Source organism: Bacillus cereus group sp. BfR-BA-01492, from assembly GCF_022662815.1.
Taxonomy (GTDB): Bacteria; Bacillota; Bacilli; order Bacillales; family Bacillaceae_G; genus Bacillus_A; species Bacillus_A cereus_BD.
This window is the reverse complement of record NZ_JAKUEH010000001.1, coordinates 64,991-84,022: the sequence shown is the minus strand read 5'-3', so window position 1 is coordinate 84,022 and position 19,032 is coordinate 64,991. Positions and strand designations below refer to the sequence as shown.

The following is a 19,032-nucleotide window of genomic DNA, read 5'->3' as shown; positions in this document are numbered from 1 at the left end:
GGCTGAATAAGCTTTCATTAGAGCATGTCTGCAATCAGGAGGTCGATAGCGAAATGAATTGGTATGAAATGCGTGCGCATGAAGTGGAGGAGAGAACGAATACGAATGTGAAGACAGGACTTTCAGAACAAGAAGCAGAAGGACGTCTAAAGAAGTTTGGTCCAAATGAGTTACAGGAAGCAAAGAGGCCTTCTGCACTTCTTGTATTTCTAGCCCAGTTTAAAGATTTTATGGTTCTTGTATTGTTTGGAGCGACAATCATTTCTGCCTTTTTGGGAGAATATATCGATTCAATCGCAATTGTCGCAATCGTTATTCTCAATGGAATTCTCGGCTTTTTTCAAGAGAGAAAAGCAGAAAAATCATTGGAGGCATTAAAAGAGTTAGCCGCCCCGCAAGTAACAGTTTTACGAAATGGCAAATGGATAAAAGCGCCGTCTAAAGCACTTGTTCTGGGAGATATTATTAAGTTTTCTAGCGGCGACCGTATTGGGGCAGATGTTCGCCTTGTTGAAACATCGAGTTTATATATTGAAGAATCTGCTTTAACAGGGGAATCTGTACCTGTTCAAAAGAAAGTAGAAGCATTAAGTGGGCAAGATGTCGCAATTGGTGATCAAAAAAATATAGCGTTTATGGGAACGATGATTACGAGAGGGTCTGGGATAGGAGTTGTAGTCGCAACGGGGATGAATACAGCTATGGGGCAGATTGCGAATATGTTGCAAAATGCAGAACCAATGGAAACGCCTTTACAAAGAAGATTAGAACAACTTGGGAAGATTTTAATTATTGTTGCGCTTATTCTAACAGCACTTGTTGTATTGGCGGGCGTATATCAAGGAAATGAAGTCTATCATATGTTTTTAGCGGGGGTGTCACTTGCCGTTGCAGCAATTCCGGAAGGATTACCAGCTATTGTTACAGTTGCTTTATCGCTTGGCGTACAGCGCATGATTAAGAAAAAGGCCATTGTACGCAAACTGCCAGCAGTGGAAACGCTAGGGTGTGCTTCGGTAATTTGTTCCGATAAAACAGGGACGATGACACAAAATAAAATGATGGTAACGCATATGTGGTCAGGTGGTGAATTATGGAAGGTTACTGGGAAAGGATATGAGCCAACAGGATCTTTTATGAAAGGTGAAGAGAAGATCAATCCAGGGAATACAAAATCTTTGTATCAATTATTAACATTTGGTTGTCTATGCAATCATGCCCAAATTATGAAAAAGAAGAAAGAATATGTGTTAGATGGAGATCCTACAGAAGGTGCTCTTGTTGCAGTAGCCATGAAGGCTGGAATCTCTCGAGAAGCATTAAAAGAGAAATTTGAAATTATTCACGAGTTTCCTTTTGATTCCACTCGTAAGATGATGAGTATCATTGTTCGCGATCGTGATGGAAAGAAGTTTGTTGTGACAAAAGGTGCTCCAGACGTGCTTTTACAAAAGAGTCAAACGATTTTATGGGGAAATAAACAACAGCCTTTTAGTGAGCTGTATCGGAAGGAAGTGCAAGCGGCAATTCATAGCCTTGGAAGTCAAGCACTTAGAACCATTGCCGTTGCTTTTAAACCATTAAAAGTAACAGATCCAATTCACGATGAACAAGAAATAGAGAAAGACTTTATGCTTGTTGGAATTCAAGGAATGATTGATCCGCCAAGACCTGAAGTTAAGCAGGCTGTACAGGAATGTAAAGAAGCAGGTATTAAAACAGTAATGATTACCGGGGATCATAAAGTAACAGCAATGGCTATTGCTGAAGAACTAGGGATTTTACCACGGAATGGTCGCGTTGTAGAAGGGGTAGAACTTGCGAATATGACAGTAGAGGAACTTGAGGATATTGTGGAAGATACGTATGTGTTTGCCCGTGTTTCTCCAGAGCATAAATTAAAAATTGTGAAAGCACTTCAAAATAAAGGACATATTGTAGCGATGACAGGAGATGGAGTAAATGATGCACCAGCTATTAAAGCTGCGGATATTGGAATTTCAATGGGAATAACGGGAACGGATGTGGCAAAAGAAGCCTCTTCCCTTGTGTTGTTAGATGATAACTTTGCTACAATTAAAGCAGCTATTAAAGAGGGAAGAAATATATATGAAAACATTCGGAAATTTATTCGCTATTTATTAGCATCAAATGTTGGAGAGATTTTAGTGATGTTATTTGCGATGCTGCTTGCGTTACCTCTTCCAATGGTTCCGATTCAAATTTTATGGGTGAATTTAGTAACGGATGGGTTACCAGCGATGGCATTAGGGTTGGATGCTCCTGAAGGGGATGTGATGAAACGAAATCCAAGACATCCGAAAGAAGGAGTATTTGCAAGAGGACTCGCATGGAAAATTGTCAGTCGAGGATTTTTAATTGGATCAGTTACTTTACTAGCATTTATTATTGCTTATAATCAACATCCGAATGAGTTAAAATACGCACAAACAGTGGCATTTGCGACGCTTGTGTTAGCACAGCTCATCCACGTATTTGACTGCCGTAGTGAACATTCTGTGTTCCATCGCAATCCGTTTGGAAATATATATTTAGTTGGTGCGGTCATTGTTTCCATCCTATTGATGCTTGTGGTCATTTATTATCCACCATTGCAACCAATCTTTAGTACATTGCCAATTCAAGCAAGAGATTGGTTATTAATTGTAGGGCTATCCTCTATTCCAACATTTTTATTAGTAGGCTCGTTATTGACAGGAAATAAAGAGAAAAAGAAAAAGTCTTTGTTATATAAGAAAGGATTAAACTTGAAATAGTCAATGAAATGAAAATGTGATATAATTTACAGAAGGTAGTAGAGCGATATCTCTATTACCTTTTTCATTGAGTTATTTCATGGCTTGGATGTGATAAAGATGATTTCTAGTATGACAGGTTTTGGAAGGGCGAAAGTAGAAAAGGATGCCTTTCAAATTACAGTAGAAATGAAGTCAGTGAACCATCGCTTTTTAGAGATGAACATTCGACTTCCGAAACAAATGATGGTTTTCGAAGATAAAATTCGTAAAATTATTGCGGAGAAAGTTCGCCGCGGACGTATTGAAGTGTCTATTAGTATTGCTGGGGAAGGACTTGTAGAAAGAAAATTAAGTGTGAATTGGTCGCTTCTCGATCAGTACAAATCGATTATGGAAGATGTAAAAATGAAATTTCAATTACAGGATTCCATTACCTTGCAACAATTAATGACAATGCCAGAAGTAACGGCGATTGAAGAAGTGGAAAATGTAAATGAACAATTTGAGCATAGTTTATATGAGGCTGTTCGCCAAGCTGCGCATATGTTAAAAACAATGAGAGACGGCGAAGGAGAACGATTACATAAAGATATAGCACATCGTTTACAAGAGATTCACAATTGTGTGGATGCAATTATTCCGCACGCACCAATTGTTGTTCAAAGATATCGTGAACGATTAGAAAATCGCTTAAAAGAAATACATAGCCAAGATTTAGATGAACAACGAGTGCTTACAGAAGTGGCAATGTTTGCAGAGCGCTCGGATATTCATGAAGAATTAGTCAGATTGCAAAGTCATTTAGACCAATTTCGCGAGGCGCTCGAACTAAAGGAGCCTGTTGGTAGAAAAATGGACTTCATTGTGCAGGAAATGCACCGGGAAATTAATACGATTGGTTCTAAGGCAAATGACTTAACGATTTCAAAATATGTCGTGGAAATGAAAAATAACCTTGAAAAAATTCGTGAACAGGTACAAAATATTGAATAGCTGTCAAAAAAGATATAAAGTTATACGTGGTAGAGAAATCGGATAGACTTACTAGGAGGCACAAATTATGGCCATGCGATTTTTAAATATTGGATATGGAAATATCGTATCTGCTCATCGAATTATTGCTATTGTAAGTCCGGAATCAGCTCCTATTAAACGAACGGTACAGGAAGCGCGTGAGCATAATGCACTACTTGATGCTACGTATGGGAGGAAAACAAGGGCGGTTATTGTTATGGATGATGGGCATGTTGTACTAAGTCCAATTCAACCAGAAACGATTGCACATCGTTTAAATAATAAAGAAGATTTAAGTGAGGAAGGGTAGGTTTTACATATTTATGAGAAGTAGAAGAGGGTTGCTCATTGTTCTTTCAGGACCTTCGGGCGTTGGAAAAGGAACAGTTCGTAAAGAATTGTTCAGTCATGAAGATACACAATTTCAGTACTCTATTTCAGTAACGACTCGTAAACCACGTGAGGGTGAAATAGATGGTATAGATTATTTCTTTAAAGAAAGAGAAGAATTTGAAGAAATGATTCGTAACGACCAGTTACTTGAATGGGCAGAGTTCGTTGGGAATTACTACGGAACGCCGATTGACTATGTTGAAAAGACTTTATCAGAAGGAAAAGATGTATTTCTAGAAATTGAAGTACAAGGAGCAATTCAAGTAAAGAAAGCATTCCCAGAAGGAGTGTTTATCTTTTTAGCGCCTCCGAGCCTATCGGAATTGAAAAATAGAATCGTAGGGCGTGGTACGGAGACGGAAGAAGTAATTGCAAATCGTTTAACTGTAGCAAAAGAAGAAATTGAAATGATGGACGCTTATGATTATGTTGTAGAAAACGATCAAGTTGAATTAGCTTGCGAACGAATTAAAGCAATTGTGGTTGGTGAACATTGTCGCCGCGAAAGAGTAGCACAATATTATAAGGAAATGACGGAGGGTATATAATATGTTAAATCCATCAATTGACTCATTACTAAAAAAAATCGACTCTAAGTATACATTAGTAACAGTAGCAGCGAAGCGTGCTCGTGAAATGCAACTAGCGAACGATTGTGCTGTTGAAAACCCAGTTTCTCATAAATGTGTAGGGAAAGCATTAGAAGAAATTGATGCAGAATCATTAAGCTACGTACCAAGCGAAGAGAAAGTATCTGAGTAAGACTTTCTTTTCGACAAATGAAAACATAGACTTTATAATTTTCTATGTAACGGTAACAACCTATTTACAAGTAGGTTGTTATTTTTTTACGATAGGAATTTATAAGGAAATAAAAGAAATATGAAATGGTAGCACTTGACGAACTGAAATGGTTGTATTTCAGTAGAATAAGTTTGAACAAGAAAGAGGACGAGTTATATGCTAAAAGGGAAAAAAATACTTCTATGTGTAACTGGGGGAATTGCCGTTTTTAAAGCGGCAGCATTAACGAGTAAGTTGACACAAGCAGGAGCGCTTGTAAAGGTTATAATGAGTGAATCGGCGATGAAGTTTGTTACACCTCTTACATTTCAAGCGCTTTCTCGCCATGATGTATATACAGATACATTTGACGAAAAGGATTCTGCGGTAATCGCTCATATTGATTTAGCTGATTGGGCAGATGTTATATTAGTTGCGCCAGCTACAGCGAATTGTATCGGAAAATTAGCGAATGGGATTGCGGACGATATGATTACTACTACATTATTAGCTACTACAGCGCCGGTTTGGATTGCGCCAGCTATGAATGTACATATGTATGAAAATCAAATTGTTCAAAAAAACATGATGACACTGCGGAATTTAGGGTATACATTTATTGAGCCTGGAGAAGGCTTTTTAGCATGCGGCTATGTGGCGAAAGGACGATTAGAAGAGCCTGAAATCATTATGGCACGATTGGAAGAACAGTTTTCAGCCGGACAAACATTGCGCGGAAAAAGAATATTAATAACAGCGGGTCCTACTCGTGAAAAGATAGATCCAGTTCGTTTTATGACAAATTTTTCTTCAGGGAAGATGGGCTATGCTATAGCTGAAACTGCTGCAAATCTTGGAGCGGATGTCATACTTGTTTCGGGACCGACAGCATTAGCGCCGCCTATAAACGTTACAACTATACAAGTGGAATCGGCACAAGATATGTTAGAGGCCGTATTGCAACATTATTCTGAAATGGATGTTGTCATAAAAACAGCCGCTGTAGCCGATTATCGCCCTAAATTTATGCATGATCATAAGATGAAAAAACAAGATGGTGATGCTGTCATTGAATTAGAAAGAACAACTGATATTTTAAAAACATTGGGTGAGAGAAAAGAGCATCAATTGCTTGTTGGCTTTGCTGCTGAAACGAAAAATATTGCAGAATATGCAACGAGAAAATTACGTGAAAAGAATGCTGATATGATTGTTGCAAATGATGTAAAAGCGCAAGGGGCAGGATTTGGTACAGATACAAATATCGTAACCATGTATAGAAAAGATGGGAATGTGATTGAGTTGCCACTTTTATCGAAAAAGGAAGTCGCTTATGAAATATTGAAGCAAATTGAATCGATGTTAGAAGATGATCGTATATGAAATTTGCGAGTGTAATTGTTGATGTGCCGGCCCGTCAAACAGATAGGCCGTTTGACTATATCATTCCTAAGAAGTGGGAAGATATTGTGCAAACTGGTATGCGAGTCGTTGTTCCGTTTGGACCGCGAAAGTTACAAGGATTTATTATCGACATAAAAGACTCTGTAGATGTAGAAAGTAAAAAATTAAAATCATTGCATGAAATATTAGACGTCACACCAGTTCTAAATGAAGAGTTACTAAAGCTTGGCTTTTGGCTTACGGAAGAGACGTTATGCTATACAATTTCTGCTTTTCAAGTGATGCTTCCAACTGCAATTAAAGCTACTTACAAGAAATTGTTACAGCTTCATAATTCGGATGAAGTTTCCCCTGAAATAGATCACTTATTTCAAGGGAAAGATAGAATAGATTGGGAAGAAGTTGCTTCGCAGCCAGAGCTATATCGCATGGTGCAAAAAGAAATTACAAACGGTACAGTGGAAGTAATTTATAAAGTAAAGGATAAAGTGCAAAAGAAAAAACAAAGAGTCGTTCAGCCTGAATTACAAGAGAAAGAATTAGAAGCTGCGGCATTTGAATTGAAAAGTAAAAAACAACAAGATATATTATATTATTTTATGGAAAATTACCACACTGTACCATTAAAAGTATTGAAAGAAGAATTACAAATAACAGATGCCCCCATTAAATCGCTCGTGAAAAAAGGTTTATTGTCTGAGAAATATATAGAGGTATATCGTAATCCTTATGATGAAGATGATTTTGAGAAGACAAAACCATTTCCATTAACAGATGAACAAAAACAAGTGATTACACCCATTTTGTCAGCTATTAAAAATGAAACTTACAATTCATTTTTATTATATGGAGTCACGGGAAGTGGAAAAACAGAAGTGTATTTACAATCAATCGCTGCGGTATTAGAAAAAGGAAAAGAAGCGATTGTACTTGTTCCGGAAATTGCCTTAACCCCGCAAATGGTAGAGCGTTTCAAAGGGCGATTTGGTTCGCAAGTTGCGGTTCTTCATAGCGCGCTTTCTGTTGGAGAAAAATATGATGAGTGGCGGAAAATTTTAAGAAAAGAAGTAAAAGTTGTAGTTGGTGCACGTTCTGCGATTTTTGCTCCATTTGAAAATTTAGGGATTATTATTATTGATGAAGAGCATGAATCAAGTTATAAACAAGAGGATAATCCGAGATATCATGCTAGAGATGTTGCAATTTGGAGAGGGCGATATCATCATTGTCCGATCGTGCTTGGTAGCGCCACGCCGACACTTGAATCGTTTGCTAGGGCAAAGAAAGGCGTTTACGAGCTGTTAACGATGGAGAAGCGAATGAATGAGCAAGCATTGCCTACAGTAGACATTATAGATATGCGCGAAGAACTTCGCGATGGAAATCGTTCTATGTTCTCTAGAGCATTACATGAAAAAATTGCTGATCGATTAAAGAAAAAGGAACAAATGGTGCTTTTCTTAAATCGCCGCGGACATTCTACATTTGTGATGTGCCGAGATTGCGGTTATGTAGTACAATGTCCTCACTGTGATATATCACTTACGTATCATAAAATAAATCATCGTTTGAAGTGCCACTATTGTAGTTATGAGGAACAGATGCCAACAGCTTGTCCGGCATGTAATAGTTCGCATATTCGTTTTTTTGGTACAGGAACGCAAAAGGTAGAAGAAGAGTTAACAAAATTATTCCCTGAGGCACGAGTGATTCGAATGGATGTGGATACAACAAGTCGTAAGGGAATGCATGAAAAACTATTAAAAGCATTTGGAGAAGAGAAAGCGGATATCTTACTTGGCACACAAATGATTGCAAAAGGATTAGATTTTCCAAAAGTTACGCTTGTTGGTGTTCTAACAGCTGATACAATGCTTCATTTGCCGGATTTTAGGGCGAGCGAAAAAACGTATCAATTATTAACACAAGTTAGCGGTAGAGCCGGACGTCATGACTTGCCAGGAGAAGTAGTGATTCAAACATATACACCGGAACATTATAGTATAGAGCTGGCAAAGGGCCAAAAATATGATTTGTTTTTTGAACAGGAAATGCAAATGAGAAGAATGAGGCAATATCCACCATACTATTATGTTGCACTTGTCACTGTATCGCATCCGGAGTTATTAAAAGCAGTGCAGGTGACAGAAAAAATTGTCGGCTATTTACGGGCAAAGTGTTCGCGGCAAGCGATGGTCTTAGGTCCAGTTGCGTCACCGATTCCAAGGATAAAAGATAGATATCGTTATCAATGCATGATAAAATACAAACGGGAACCAAACTTAAAGTACGTGCTCAAAATGATAAATGAACATTATCAAGCAGAAATGCAAAAGGACTTACAAATCTCAATTGATTTTAATCCAACGATGTTAATGTAACGGAGGGAATTATGGCAGTTTTAGAAATTGTAAAGCATCCCAATGAGGTGCTAGAAACCCCATGTGAACGGGTAATGAACTTTGATAAAAAGTTAGTGACTTTATTGAAAGATATGTATGAGACAATGGTGGCGGCAGATGGCGTAGGCTTAGCGGCTCCGCAAGTCGGTGTAAGCTTGCAAGTAGCTGTTATTGATATTGGAGATGATACGGGGAAAATTGAACTCATCAATCCAGTTATTTTAGAAAAACGTGGTGAACAAGTAGGTCCCGAGGGCTGCCTAAGCTTTCCGGGACTTTATGGTGAAGTAGAACGAGCGGAATATATTAAAGTTCGAGCGCAAAATCGTCGCGGGAAGATATTTCTATTAGAAGCAAATGACTTCTTAGCGCGTGCAATTCAACATGAAATCGATCATTTACATGGTGTATTATTTACATCAAAAGTAACGAGATATTATGAAGAAAATGAATTAGAAGAGAACTAAAAGGAGCGGTCTTTGCATGATAAAAGTAGTATTTATGGGGACACCGGACTTTTCTGTACCGGTGCTTCGTCGTCTTATTGAGGATGGATATGATGTAGTTGGTGTTGTAACACAGCCAGATCGTCCAGTAGGCAGAAAAAAAGTGATGACGCCAACGCCTGTTAAGGTTGAAGCGGAAAAGCATGGTATTCCAGTATTACAACCTTTAAAAATTCGAGAACAAGATGAATATGAGAAAGTATTGGCGCTAGAGCCTGATTTAATCGTAACAGCTGCGTTCGGACAAATTATACCAAAAGAAATTTTAGAAGCACCGAAATATGGCTGTATTAATGTACATGCATCACTACTTCCAGAGCTTCGCGGTGGTGCACCAATTCATTATGCCATTATGCAAGGAAAAGAAAAAACAGGTATTACTATTATGTACATGGTTGAAAAATTAGATGCTGGTGATATTTTAACGCAAGTAGAAGTGGAAATTGAAGAACGTGAAACAACAGGGTCATTGTTCGATAAATTGAGTGAAGCTGGAGCACACTTATTATCTAAAACGGTGCCGCTTTTAGTTCAAGGTAAATTAGAACCAATTAAACAAAACGAGGAAAAAGTGACATTTGCTTATAATATTAAGCGTGAGCAAGAAAAAATTAATTGGGCGAAAACAGGTGAGGAAGTATACAATCACATTCGCGGTTTAAATCCATGGCCGGTTGCCTATACGACTTTAGCTGGACAAGTGGTAAAAGTATGGTGGGGAGAAAAAGTTCCTACAGCGAATCATGCTCAGCCTGGAACAATTGTAGAAATTCAAGAGGATGGTTTTATTGTAGCTACTGGAAATGAAACAGGTATTAAGATTACAGAGTTGCAGCCATCTGGTAAAAAACGCATGAGTTCTTCACAATTTTTACGTGGAGCAAAACTGGAGATTGGTACGAAGTTAGGAGAAGATGCATGAGACAAAACGTTCGTGAGTTAGCTCTTGATGGATTAATGCAAGTAGAAAAAAGTGGCGCTTACAGTAACTTGTTATTAAATCATTTAATTGAAAAAAGTACAATTAGTAAAAAAGATATCGGTTTACTAACTGAGATTGTGTATGGAACGATTCAACGCCGTGACACATTAGACTATTATTTACAACCGTTTTTAAGAAAAAAAGTGGAAGCATGGGTAAGGGTATTACTTCGTTTATCTTTATATCAAATGCTTTATTTAGACCGAGTTCCAGAACGAGCTGCTATTCATGAAGCAGTTGAAATCGCAAAACGTCGTGGACATAAAGGAATTGCCGGAATGGTGAATGGGGTATTGCGCTCTATTCAACGAGAAGGTGTACCTTCTTTAGATGAGTTGAAAGATCCTGTGGAGCGTCTTGCGATTGCGATGAGTCATCCGACATGGCTTGTACAAGAATGGGTAGCTGCATATGGTTTAGAGACAGCAGAAAAAATGTGTGAAGTAAATATGTTACCACCTGTACCAACAGCGCGAGTAAATGTTGATAAAATAACAGTAGAAGAAGCGATTGATTTGTTAAATCAAGAAGGCGTTGAAGCAAAGCGCGGTGATTTATCTGATGATGCAATTCAAATTGAAAAAGGAAATATAGCTCATACAGAAGCGTTCCAAAAAGGTTTTCTTTCTATTCAAGATGAAAGCTCCATGCTTGTCGCACGAGCTGTAGAGCCAAGTAAAGGAGATATCATTCTTGATAGCTGTGCTGCTCCTGGCGGAAAAACAATGCATATGGCAGAACGATTACGAGGAACTGGTAAGGTTATGTCCCTTGATTTACATGCTCATAAAGTGCGTTTAATTAGACAACAAGCGAATCGACTTGATCTGGAGAATGTGGAAACAAAGGCATTGGATGCTAGAAAGGTGCAAGAGCACTTTCACAATGAAAGTTTCGATAAAATATTAGTTGATGCACCATGCTCTGGATTTGGTGTCATTCGACGTAAACCGGATATTAAATTAGGGAAAGAAAAAGGAGATAGTGAAAGACTGTCGACAATTCAACAAACGATATTAGATCAAGTTGCTCCTCTGTTAAAGGCAGGCGGTCGACTTGTCTATAGTACATGTACAATTGAAAAAATAGAGAATGAACAAGTGGTAGAAAAATTTTTACAAAAGCATCCAGAATTTGAGTGGGATACTACGATGCAAGAACGTATGCCAGAAAAATTACGTCCGTATATCAATAAAGGACAAGTGCAAATTTTACCGCATTATTTTGCAACGGATGGCTTTTATATTGCTTGTTTAAGAAAGAAGGTGTAGCATCATGGAAACAACTACAAGAAAACAAAAGAAAGCTTTAGAAACAAAGAAACCATCGATTTACTCTTTACAACTTCATGAAATGCAAGATTGGTTAAAGGAACAAGGAGAGCCAAAGTTTCGAGCTGGACAAATTTTTGATTGGCTGTATAAAAAACGTGTAAAAAATTACGAGGATATGACAAATCTTTCTAAAGGATTGCGTGAAAAATTGTCGAATTCCTTTGATATTACTACTTTAAATACATTAGTAAAACAAACCTCTTCTGATGGTACGATTAAATTTTTATTCCAATTATACGATGGATATTCTATTGAAACAGTATTGATGCGACATGAGTATGGAAATTCTATTTGTGTAACAACTCAGGTAGGCTGCCGCATTGGCTGTACGTTCTGTGCGTCAACATTAGGAGGTTTAAAACGAAACCTAGAGGCTGGGGAAATCGTTGCACAAGTAGTAGAAGTACAGCGCGCGCTTGATGAAACAAATGAACGCGTAAGTTCCCTTGTCGTAATGGGAATTGGTGAACCGTTTGACAACTATGACCACTTAATGTCATTCTTGCGCATTGTTAACCATGAAAAGGGAATCAATATTGGAGCACGTCATATGACTGTTTCAACGAGTGGAATTATCCCGAAAATTTATAAGTTTGCCGAAGAAGATTTGCAAATTAACTTTGCGATTTCATTGCACGCTCCTAACACAGAACTGCGTTCAAAATTAATGCCGATTAACCGCGCTTATAAATTACCGGATTTAATGGAAGCTATTAAATACTATATAAATAGAACAGGGCGCCGCGTTACGTTCGAGTACGGCTTGTTTGGTGGAGAGAACGATCAAGTGGAGCACGCTGAAGAGCTGGCGCAACTTTTAAAAGGTGTAAAATGTCATGTGAATTTAATTCCGGTAAACTATGTACCAGAGCGAGACTACGTCAGAACACCACGAGAGCAAATTTTCTTATTTGAAAAAACGTTAAAAGATCGTGGTGTGAATGTAACGATTCGCCGTGAACAAGGTCATGATATTGATGCTGCCTGCGGTCAGTTGCGTGCAAAGGAGCGCAAAGAAGAGACGAGGTGACAAAATGAAAGCCGTGTTTCTATCGGATAAAGGAAAAGTGCGTCAACACAATGAAGATAGTGCAGGAGTTTTTCATAATTTAGATGGAGATATTTTAGCTGTAGTAGCTGATGGAATGGGAGGTCATCGAGCTGGGGATGTCGCTAGTTCGATGGCTATTCAGCTATTCCACGATTATTGGAAGCAAACATATAATATGAATGAACCGAAAAAAATAGAAGAATGGTTACATAACAACGTTGAAATGATTAATGAACGCATTTATGAATACTCGAAGCAGCATGTAGAGTGCAGTGGTATGGGAACAACGATTATTGCAGCGATATGTACAAGAGGTTTCGTTACGATTGGACATATTGGAGATAGTCGTTGTTATATGATATCTGATGGAGAAATATCGCTTGTAACAGAGGACCATTCACTTGTAAATGAACTGGTTAGACATGGTGAAATTTCAAAAGAAGATGCGGAATATCATCCGAAAAAAAATGTGCTTTTGCGTGCGCTTGGAACAGAAGAAAAGGTCGGATTAGACGTTAAAACATTAGTGCTGGAAGAGAACGATCAATTGCTTCTTTGCTCTGATGGATTATCAAATAAAGTTGCCATAAATGACATGCGAAGGATTTTGCAATTAAATGAACAACTTGAGACAAAGGGAGAACATCTGATTCAATTGGCGAATGATCGTGGTGGAGAAGATAACATTACCCTTGTCATTGTTGATTATGCGGATTCGGCAAACGAAAGTAGGTGAATTACAACGTGCTGATTGGAAAACGCCTAAACGACCGTTATAAGCTACTGGAAATGATTGGTGGCGGAGGGATGGCCAATGTATATTTAGCTCATGATGATATACTAGGTCGGGATGTAGCGGTAAAAATTTTAAGACTCGATTATGCGAATAATGAAGAGTTTATTAAACGTTTCCATAGAGAAGCGCAATCTGTTACAACGTTGTCGCATCCAAATATTGTAAATATGTATGATGTTGGGGAAGAAGATGGGATTTATTATCTTGTTATGGAATATGTACCTGGACAAACATTAAAGCAATACATAAATCAGCGTGGAATGTTGTCGATAGCTGAAGCACTTGATATTATGGAGCAATTAACAGCTGCAATGGCACATGCACATCATTTTGAAATTGTTCACCGAGATATTAAACCGCATAATATTCTCATTCGAAATGATGGAATTGTGAAAGTTACAGATTTTGGAATTGCGACAGCTACAAGTGCAACTACGATAACGCATACGAACTCTGTGCTTGGATCTGTACATTATTTGTCTCCAGAACAGGCACGCGGAGGAATAGCCAATAAACAATCGGATATTTATTCACTTGGGATTGTTATGTTTGAATTGCTAACAGGACGACAACCATTTTCAGGAGAATCTGCTGTTGCTATAGCTTTAAAACATTTGCAAAATGAAACACCGTCTCCAAAACGTTGGAATCCAGAGATTCCGCAAAGTGTAGAAAATATTATTTTAAAAGCAACTGCAAAAGATCCTTTTCATCGATATCAGTCTGCGAATGCAATGAAAAGAGATATTGAAACAGCGTTATATCCAGAGCGCATTAACGAGCAACCGTTTTATATTCCAGAAGATATAGAAGCAACAAAAGCAATTCCGATTATTCAACAAGAACAACTATTTGGAAATGTAGGCGAGGAAACAATTGTATTACATGGAAATAAAGGAGAAGAGCACATAAAAGAAGAAGTGCAACCAAAGATAGAAAAAAAACGAAGTAATAAATGGTTAAAGGTATTAATTACAACGTTTTTATTTTTAGCAATTGGTATTACGTTAGCGCTTACGGTAATTCCAGGATTTTTTATACCGAAAGATGTGAAAATTCCCGATGTGGCTGGTATGAAGTATGAGTCTGCTGTTACGGCTCTTGTTGAGAAAGGATTTGAAGTGGCTGAACCAAATATCGTTTATATAGACGATGTTGAAGAAGGAAGAGTCATTAAAACAAATCCAGCGGCTGGAAGAGTTGTAAAGGAAAACTCTAAGATTACGATCTATCAATCCGGTGGGAAGAAAAAAAGCAAAATGGATAATTTAGTTGGAAAAGATTATGAGAGTTTGAAGGATGAATGGGAAGGGAAATATAAAATAATTGTTCCATCCTATATGGAAAGCGAGAAGCCAAAAGGACAGGTTATAGACCAAAGTCCAGCTCCAAATCAAATGATTGTGGAATCGGAACAAGAAGTGAAAGTTTGGGTTAGTAAAGGACCTTATCAAATTAGGCTTGGTGATTTTTCTGGTTGGACGGAAAACTATGTGAATAGTTATTTAAATGAAAATAAACTTGTACCGAATATAAAAAGAGAATATTCGGATACAGTGGAGAAAGGTCTCGTAATTTCTCAATCACCAAAGCCAGGAACACCTTTAAAAGCTACAGATAAAGTATTTGTGACGATTTCAGATGGTCCGAAACCGAAAGTAACGAAAACTGTAAAAGTAGATAATATTTCACTGCCATATGAAGCTCCTGTAATAGGTGAGAAAAAGCCACAAACAATCGAAATTTATAAAGAGGATATGCAGCATAAAATGGACAAACCGATTGAAACGCGAACGATAACAGAATCGGCCACTATTTCTCTAGAATTTGTCATTCAAGAAGGAACGAAAGGACATTATAAGATTGTTCGAGATGGTATAACAATTATAGATAAAGAAGTGCCATATCCAGCTGAATAACACGAAATTTCTTTTTGTGAATTCCATCTCCTAGTATAGAAGGAGATGGAATTCGTTACACTTTCCTGTTAAGCCTGTTTACAGGGTAGACAGTATAACGAGAAAGGTGTTACCCTTTAAGATGAAAAATAATAAAATGAGAGCAATTTGAGTAGTGGTTATTCGTATATACATTACATATCGATTATTATAAAAGAGGTTCATTATGTTGAAATAGACAATAGTGATGAAAGCTTGATGCTATATAAATAAAGGAGAATTGTATGCCAGAAGGAAAAATTATTAAGGCTTTAAGCGGTTTTTATTATGTGCAACATGAAGAAGGCATTACACAATGCCGTGGTCGTGGTGTATTCAGAAAGAATAAAATCACACCGCTTGTAGGAGATCAAGTCGTTTTTCAAGCAGAGAATCAAAACGAAGGTTACGTTTTAGAAGTATTTGAACGGAAAAATGAGCTTGTTAGACCCCCTATTGCGAATGTCGATCAAGCGATTCTTGTGTTTTCTGCAGTGGAACCAGATTTTAATCCAGGTCTGCTTGATCGTTTTCTAGTATTGATTGAATATCATAACATTAAGCCGATCATTTGTATTAGTAAAATGGATTTAGTAGATGAGCCAATGAGAGAAATGGTTGAATCTTATGCAAATGATTATCGTGAAATGGGATATGATGTATTATTTACTTCTATTAATACAGAAGAAAGTATTGAAATCTTAAAACCATTTCTTGAAGAATGTGTCTCAGTTGTTGCGGGACAATCTGGCGTTGGAAAATCATCTATGTTAAATGTATTGAGACCAGATTTAGAGTTAAAAACAAATGATATTTCTTCGCATTTAGGTCGTGGGAAACATACGACGAGGCATGTAGAATTAATTTCAGTTGGAAGTGGATTGGTAGCAGATACACCAGGATTTAGTTCTCTTGATTTTATCGATATTGAAGTAGAAGACTTGACACTTTGTTTTCCAGAGTTGAAAGAAGAGAGTCAATATTGTAAATTTAGAGGGTGTACACATCTTTCTGAACCGAAATGCGCGGTGAAAGCTGCGGTCGAGGAAGGAAGGATTGCTGATTACCGTTATGAACACTATAAACAATTTGTAGAAGAAATTAGAGAAAGAAAGCCGAGGTATTAGTCATGATTAAAATTGCACCATCGATTTTATCAGCAGATTTTTCAAAACTAGGGGAAGAAATTAAAGATGTAGAAAAAGGGGGAGCGGATTATATTCATGTTGATGTAATGGATGGACACTTTGTTCCAAATATTACGATTGGTCCGCTTATTGTAGAGGCAATTCGTCCGATTACATCTTTACCGTTAGATGTACATTTAATGATTGAAAACCCAGATCAGTATATTCCTACTTTTGCAAAAGCAGGGGCAGATATTATTACTGTTCACGTAGAAGCATGTCCACATCTACATCGCACTATTCAGTTAATTAAATCGCATGGTATTAAGGCTGGGGTTGTGCTAAATCCACATACACCAGTTTCTATCATTGAACATGTATTGGAAGATATTGATATGGTATTGCTTATGACAGTAAATCCAGGTTTTGGTGGACAGAAATTTATCCATTCTGTTTTACCAAAAATTAAACAAGTATCAGAAATGGTAGAAGAGCGTAATTTACAAGTAGAAATTGAAGTTGATGGTGGTGTAAATGCAGAAACTGCAAGACTTTGTATCGAAGCTGGTGCAAATGTTCTTGTAGCTGGTTCTGCAGTATATAATCAAAAAGACCGCGGCGAAGCAATTCGAGTTATTCGCGGATAAGAAATACGTATTAGAAATGTATAAAGACCTGTTAGAACGGGATCACACAAAAAAGCAATCTACCGACTGGCAGATTGCTTTTTTTGATAGAAGGGGACGGAAAAATGATTATTCATATTTTAGCAGGAGGACCTGAAGAACATTGTGCGGATTTTTCTTTATATGAAAATGCCGAGGTAGTGTGGGCAGCGGTTGACCGCGGAGTGTATCGCTTATTAAAGCAAGGAATTGTCCCGGCTGTTGCGTTTGGTGATTATGATTCAGTTACCGATGATGAGTTAGCTTGGATGCAAAAACAGACAGATGATTTACATATTGTACCGAGGGAAAAAGATCAAACGGATTTAGAAATTGCTATTCGGTGGGCTTTAAATCAAAATCCGAAGTTTATTCGTATTTTTGGTGCTACTGGTGGGAGACTTGATCATGGTTTAGCTAATATACAAATGCTTTTGAAAGGTTTAGAAAAAGAAATAGATATGTATATTGTAGATCAAAAAAATGAAATATGTGTAAAGAGTGCAGGAGCATATGATATTGAAGAAAATAAACAGTTTCCATATGTTTCTTTTGTACCAGTGACAAAGATTGTAAAAGGTATTACGCTTCGCGGTTTTAAATATCCTTTAACAAATAGAACCATTGAATGGGGATCGACGCTTTGCATTAGTAATGAACTTGCCAATGAAAAAGGTACTTTTTCATTTACTTCTGGCATATTAATGATGATAAGAAGCACTGATTAAAGAAACAAATTTGCTCCTAGCATCATATAGTAAACAAGTGGAGTAATGGGGATTAGGAGGGAAACCATGAGATTTTATACAATTAAGTTACCTAAATTTCTTGGTGGAATTGTTCGCGCGGTGTTAAATACCTTTAAAAAGGACTAAAAAAGCACCTTTTACCGGTGCTTTTTTCATTGTAATAATAAAAAAAAGAGCCAAACGGCTCTTTTTTTATTATTAAACACGTTCGATTTTGCCAGATTTTAATGCTCTAGCAGAAACGTAAACACGTTGAACTTTACCGTTGATGCGTACGCGAACTTTTTGAAGGTTAGCGCCCCATTTACGTTTTGTAGCGTTCATTGCGTGAGAACGAGAGTTACCAGAACGAGCTTTTCTTCCAGTGATAGCACAAACACGAGCCATGTATATTTCCCTCCTTAACTACCTTACCATACGTAATTTTTCAATGTTAGTCTTTTATGCGATGCTAAAAACACTACTATAATTTAACACAACTAAAAACAGAATGCAACCGTGTATAACAAAGAAATCAAGAAAAATTACTTGACACTAAATACCAGTAGGAAAAAGAAGGAAACAAGAAAAATCTCTTGACATATTATAGTAGTACATGTTGTATAATAACAATGGACTATTTTGCTCATCATAGAAAAGCACAATGTGCTGGAAATATGAGAGTGAAAAGAAAGAACGATGGAATTTTCTTTGAAAAGATTATATGATAGTAATTAAAGTAGTCTAGCTCACTTTCACCATTTATGAAGGGGGAAAAGAGATGTCAATTGAAATTAAAACGAAGTACGGTCAAATTGATATTAGTACAGATGTAATTGCAACAATTGCTGGAGGTGCCGCAGTAGATTGCTACGGTATCGTAGGTATGGCTTCAAAAAATCAATTGAAAGATGGATTAACAGATATTTTACGAAAAGAAAACTTTACTCGAGGCGTTATTGTTCGTAAAGAAGAAGATGAAGTACATATTGATATGTATATTATTGTGAGCTATGGTACAAAAATTTCAGAAGTAGCACATAACGTCCAAACGAAAGTAAAATATACATTAGATCAAACGGTAGGACTAGCCGTAGATTCTGTAAACATCTACGTACAAGGAGTTAAAGTAATAAACTTGTAATGTGCAT

The 19,032-nt window shown here is 37.3% G+C and carries 19 protein-coding genes; 18 read left to right on the top strand and 1 reads right to left on the bottom strand.

Features of this window, described 5'->3' with window-relative positions:
• Positions 1-53: 53 nt before the first annotated feature.
• From MR063_RS00415 to spoVM, 17 genes are all read left to right on the top strand, one after another.
• Positions 54-2,777, top strand: coding sequence for a calcium-translocating P-type ATPase, SERCA-type (locus tag MR063_RS00415; protein WP_242192715.1), 2,724 nt, complete (start codon positions 54-56; stop codon positions 2,775-2,777).
• 99 nt (positions 2,778-2,876) lie between these two features.
• A complete protein-coding gene (locus MR063_RS00410) occupies positions 2,877-3,752 on the top strand; it encodes a YicC/YloC family endoribonuclease (RefSeq protein ID WP_242192713.1) in 876 nt (291 codons plus the stop codon).
• Positions 3,753-3,819: 67 nt separating this feature from the next.
• The gene (remA, locus tag MR063_RS00405) at positions 3,820-4,083 is read left to right on the top strand and encodes an extracellular matrix/biofilm regulator RemA (RefSeq protein ID WP_001251456.1); all 264 of its coding nucleotides are present in this window, start codon (positions 3,820-3,822) and stop codon (positions 4,081-4,083) included.
• 13 nt (positions 4,084-4,096) lie between these two features.
• Positions 4,097-4,714 (top strand): guanylate kinase, encoded by a 618-nt coding sequence (gmk, locus tag MR063_RS00400; protein ID WP_242144506.1) that lies wholly within the window; start codon positions 4,097-4,099, stop codon positions 4,712-4,714.
• 1 nt (position 4,715) lies between these two features.
• The gene (gene rpoZ, locus MR063_RS00395; protein WP_242144507.1) at positions 4,716-4,928 is read left to right on the top strand and encodes a DNA-directed RNA polymerase subunit omega; all 213 of its coding nucleotides are present in this window, start codon (positions 4,716-4,718) and stop codon (positions 4,926-4,928) included.
• Between the two features lie 198 nt (positions 4,929-5,126).
• Positions 5,127-6,332 (top strand): bifunctional phosphopantothenoylcysteine decarboxylase/phosphopantothenate--cysteine ligase CoaBC, encoded by a 1,206-nt coding sequence (gene coaBC, locus MR063_RS00390; RefSeq protein WP_242192711.1) that lies wholly within the window; start codon positions 5,127-5,129, stop codon positions 6,330-6,332.
• Entirely contained in the window at positions 6,329-8,734 is a 2,406-nt protein-coding gene (gene priA / locus MR063_RS00385; RefSeq protein ID WP_242192710.1) for a primosomal protein N', read from the top strand. The genes coaBC and priA overlap by 4 nt, the downstream gene beginning before the upstream one ends.
• A gap of 11 nt (positions 8,735-8,745) precedes the next feature.
• Positions 8,746-9,222 carry a peptide deformylase gene (gene def / locus MR063_RS00380; protein WP_242192709.1) on the top strand — a complete coding sequence of 159 codons (477 nt, stop codon included), beginning with the start codon at positions 8,746-8,748 and terminating at the stop codon, positions 9,220-9,222.
• Between the two features lie 16 nt (positions 9,223-9,238).
• Positions 9,239-10,183, top strand: coding sequence for a methionyl-tRNA formyltransferase (gene fmt / locus MR063_RS00375; protein ID WP_242192708.1), 945 nt, complete (start codon positions 9,239-9,241; stop codon positions 10,181-10,183).
• Positions 10,180-11,514: a 16S rRNA (cytosine(967)-C(5))-methyltransferase RsmB gene (rsmB, locus tag MR063_RS00370; protein WP_242192707.1), complete on the top strand. Its 1,335-nt coding sequence runs from the start codon at positions 10,180-10,182 to the stop codon at positions 11,512-11,514. The genes fmt and rsmB overlap by 4 nt, the downstream gene beginning before the upstream one ends.
• 4 nt (positions 11,515-11,518) lie before the next feature.
• Positions 11,519-12,607: a dual-specificity RNA methyltransferase RlmN gene (gene rlmN / locus MR063_RS00365; protein WP_242144513.1), complete on the top strand. Its 1,089-nt coding sequence runs from the start codon at positions 11,519-11,521 to the stop codon at positions 12,605-12,607.
• A gap of 4 nt (positions 12,608-12,611) precedes the next feature.
• Entirely contained in the window at positions 12,612-13,364 is a 753-nt protein-coding gene (locus MR063_RS00360) for a Stp1/IreP family PP2C-type Ser/Thr phosphatase (protein WP_242192702.1), read from the top strand.
• Positions 13,365-13,372: 8 nt separating this feature from the next.
• Positions 13,373-15,343, top strand: coding sequence for a Stk1 family PASTA domain-containing Ser/Thr kinase (gene pknB / locus MR063_RS00355; protein WP_242192699.1), 1,971 nt, complete (start codon positions 13,373-13,375; stop codon positions 15,341-15,343).
• A 263-nt stretch (positions 15,344-15,606) separates the two neighbouring features.
• Positions 15,607-16,488: a ribosome small subunit-dependent GTPase A gene (gene rsgA, locus MR063_RS00350; protein WP_242144516.1), complete on the top strand. Its 882-nt coding sequence runs from the start codon at positions 15,607-15,609 to the stop codon at positions 16,486-16,488.
• 2 nt (positions 16,489-16,490) lie between these two features.
• A complete protein-coding gene (gene rpe / locus MR063_RS00345) occupies positions 16,491-17,135 on the top strand; it encodes a ribulose-phosphate 3-epimerase (RefSeq protein ID WP_242192697.1) in 645 nt (214 codons plus the stop codon).
• Between the two features lie 104 nt (positions 17,136-17,239).
• A complete protein-coding gene (locus MR063_RS00340) occupies positions 17,240-17,881 on the top strand; it encodes a thiamine diphosphokinase (protein WP_242192695.1) in 642 nt (213 codons plus the stop codon).
• Between the two features lie 66 nt (positions 17,882-17,947).
• Complete coding sequence (spoVM, locus tag MR063_RS00335; protein ID WP_001213600.1) at positions 17,948-18,028, top strand: stage V sporulation protein SpoVM; 81 nt, start codon at positions 17,948-17,950, stop codon at positions 18,026-18,028.
• Between the two features lie 72 nt (positions 18,029-18,100).
• Here spoVM and rpmB read toward each other — a convergent pair whose 3' ends face one another.
• On the bottom strand, positions 18,101-18,289 hold the full coding sequence (gene rpmB, locus MR063_RS00330; RefSeq protein WP_012094952.1) for a 50S ribosomal protein L28: 189 nt from the start codon (positions 18,287-18,289) through the stop codon (positions 18,101-18,103).
• Positions 18,290-18,662: 373 nt separating this feature from the next.
• On the opposite strand from rpmB, the gene MR063_RS00325 reads away from it, so the two are divergent.
• Positions 18,663-19,025, top strand: coding sequence for an Asp23/Gls24 family envelope stress response protein (locus MR063_RS00325; RefSeq protein ID WP_042979435.1), 363 nt, complete (start codon positions 18,663-18,665; stop codon positions 19,023-19,025).
• Positions 19,026-19,032: the final 7 nt, after the last annotated feature.

Bases quoted from the DNA above. Each gene is read 5' to 3' on its own strand.
- MR063_RS00415 (WP_242192715.1), top strand. From the start codon at position 54: ATGAATTGGTATGAAATGCGTGCGCATGAAGTGGAGGAGAGAACGAAT.
- MR063_RS00410 (WP_242192713.1), top strand. From the start codon at position 2,877: ATGATTTCTAGTATGACAGGTTTTGGAAGGGCGAAAGTAGAAAAGGAT.
- remA (WP_001251456.1), top strand. From the start codon at position 3,820: ATGGCCATGCGATTTTTAAATATTGGATATGGAAATATCGTATCTGCT.
- gmk (WP_242144506.1), top strand. From the start codon at position 4,097: ATGAGAAGTAGAAGAGGGTTGCTCATTGTTCTTTCAGGACCTTCGGGC.
- rpoZ (WP_242144507.1), top strand. From the start codon at position 4,716: ATGTTAAATCCATCAATTGACTCATTACTAAAAAAAATCGACTCTAAG.
- coaBC (WP_242192711.1), top strand. From the start codon at position 5,127: ATGCTAAAAGGGAAAAAAATACTTCTATGTGTAACTGGGGGAATTGCC.
- priA (WP_242192710.1), top strand. From the start codon at position 6,329: ATGAAATTTGCGAGTGTAATTGTTGATGTGCCGGCCCGTCAAACAGAT.
- def (WP_242192709.1), top strand. From the start codon at position 8,746: ATGGCAGTTTTAGAAATTGTAAAGCATCCCAATGAGGTGCTAGAAACC.
- fmt (WP_242192708.1), top strand. From the start codon at position 9,239: ATGATAAAAGTAGTATTTATGGGGACACCGGACTTTTCTGTACCGGTG.
- rsmB (WP_242192707.1), top strand. From the start codon at position 10,180: ATGAGACAAAACGTTCGTGAGTTAGCTCTTGATGGATTAATGCAAGTA.
- rlmN (WP_242144513.1), top strand. From the start codon at position 11,519: ATGGAAACAACTACAAGAAAACAAAAGAAAGCTTTAGAAACAAAGAAA.
- MR063_RS00360 (WP_242192702.1), top strand. From the start codon at position 12,612: ATGAAAGCCGTGTTTCTATCGGATAAAGGAAAAGTGCGTCAACACAAT.
- rsgA (WP_242144516.1), top strand. From the start codon at position 15,607: ATGCCAGAAGGAAAAATTATTAAGGCTTTAAGCGGTTTTTATTATGTG.
- rpe (WP_242192697.1), top strand. From the start codon at position 16,491: ATGATTAAAATTGCACCATCGATTTTATCAGCAGATTTTTCAAAACTA.
- MR063_RS00340 (WP_242192695.1), top strand. From the start codon at position 17,240: ATGATTATTCATATTTTAGCAGGAGGACCTGAAGAACATTGTGCGGAT.
- spoVM (WP_001213600.1), top strand. From the start codon at position 17,948: ATGAGATTTTATACAATTAAGTTACCTAAATTTCTTGGTGGAATTGTT.
- rpmB (WP_012094952.1), bottom strand. From the start codon at position 18,289: ATGGCTCGTGTTTGTGCTATCACTGGAAGAAAAGCTCGTTCTGGTAAC.
- MR063_RS00325 (WP_042979435.1), top strand. From the start codon at position 18,663: ATGTCAATTGAAATTAAAACGAAGTACGGTCAAATTGATATTAGTACA.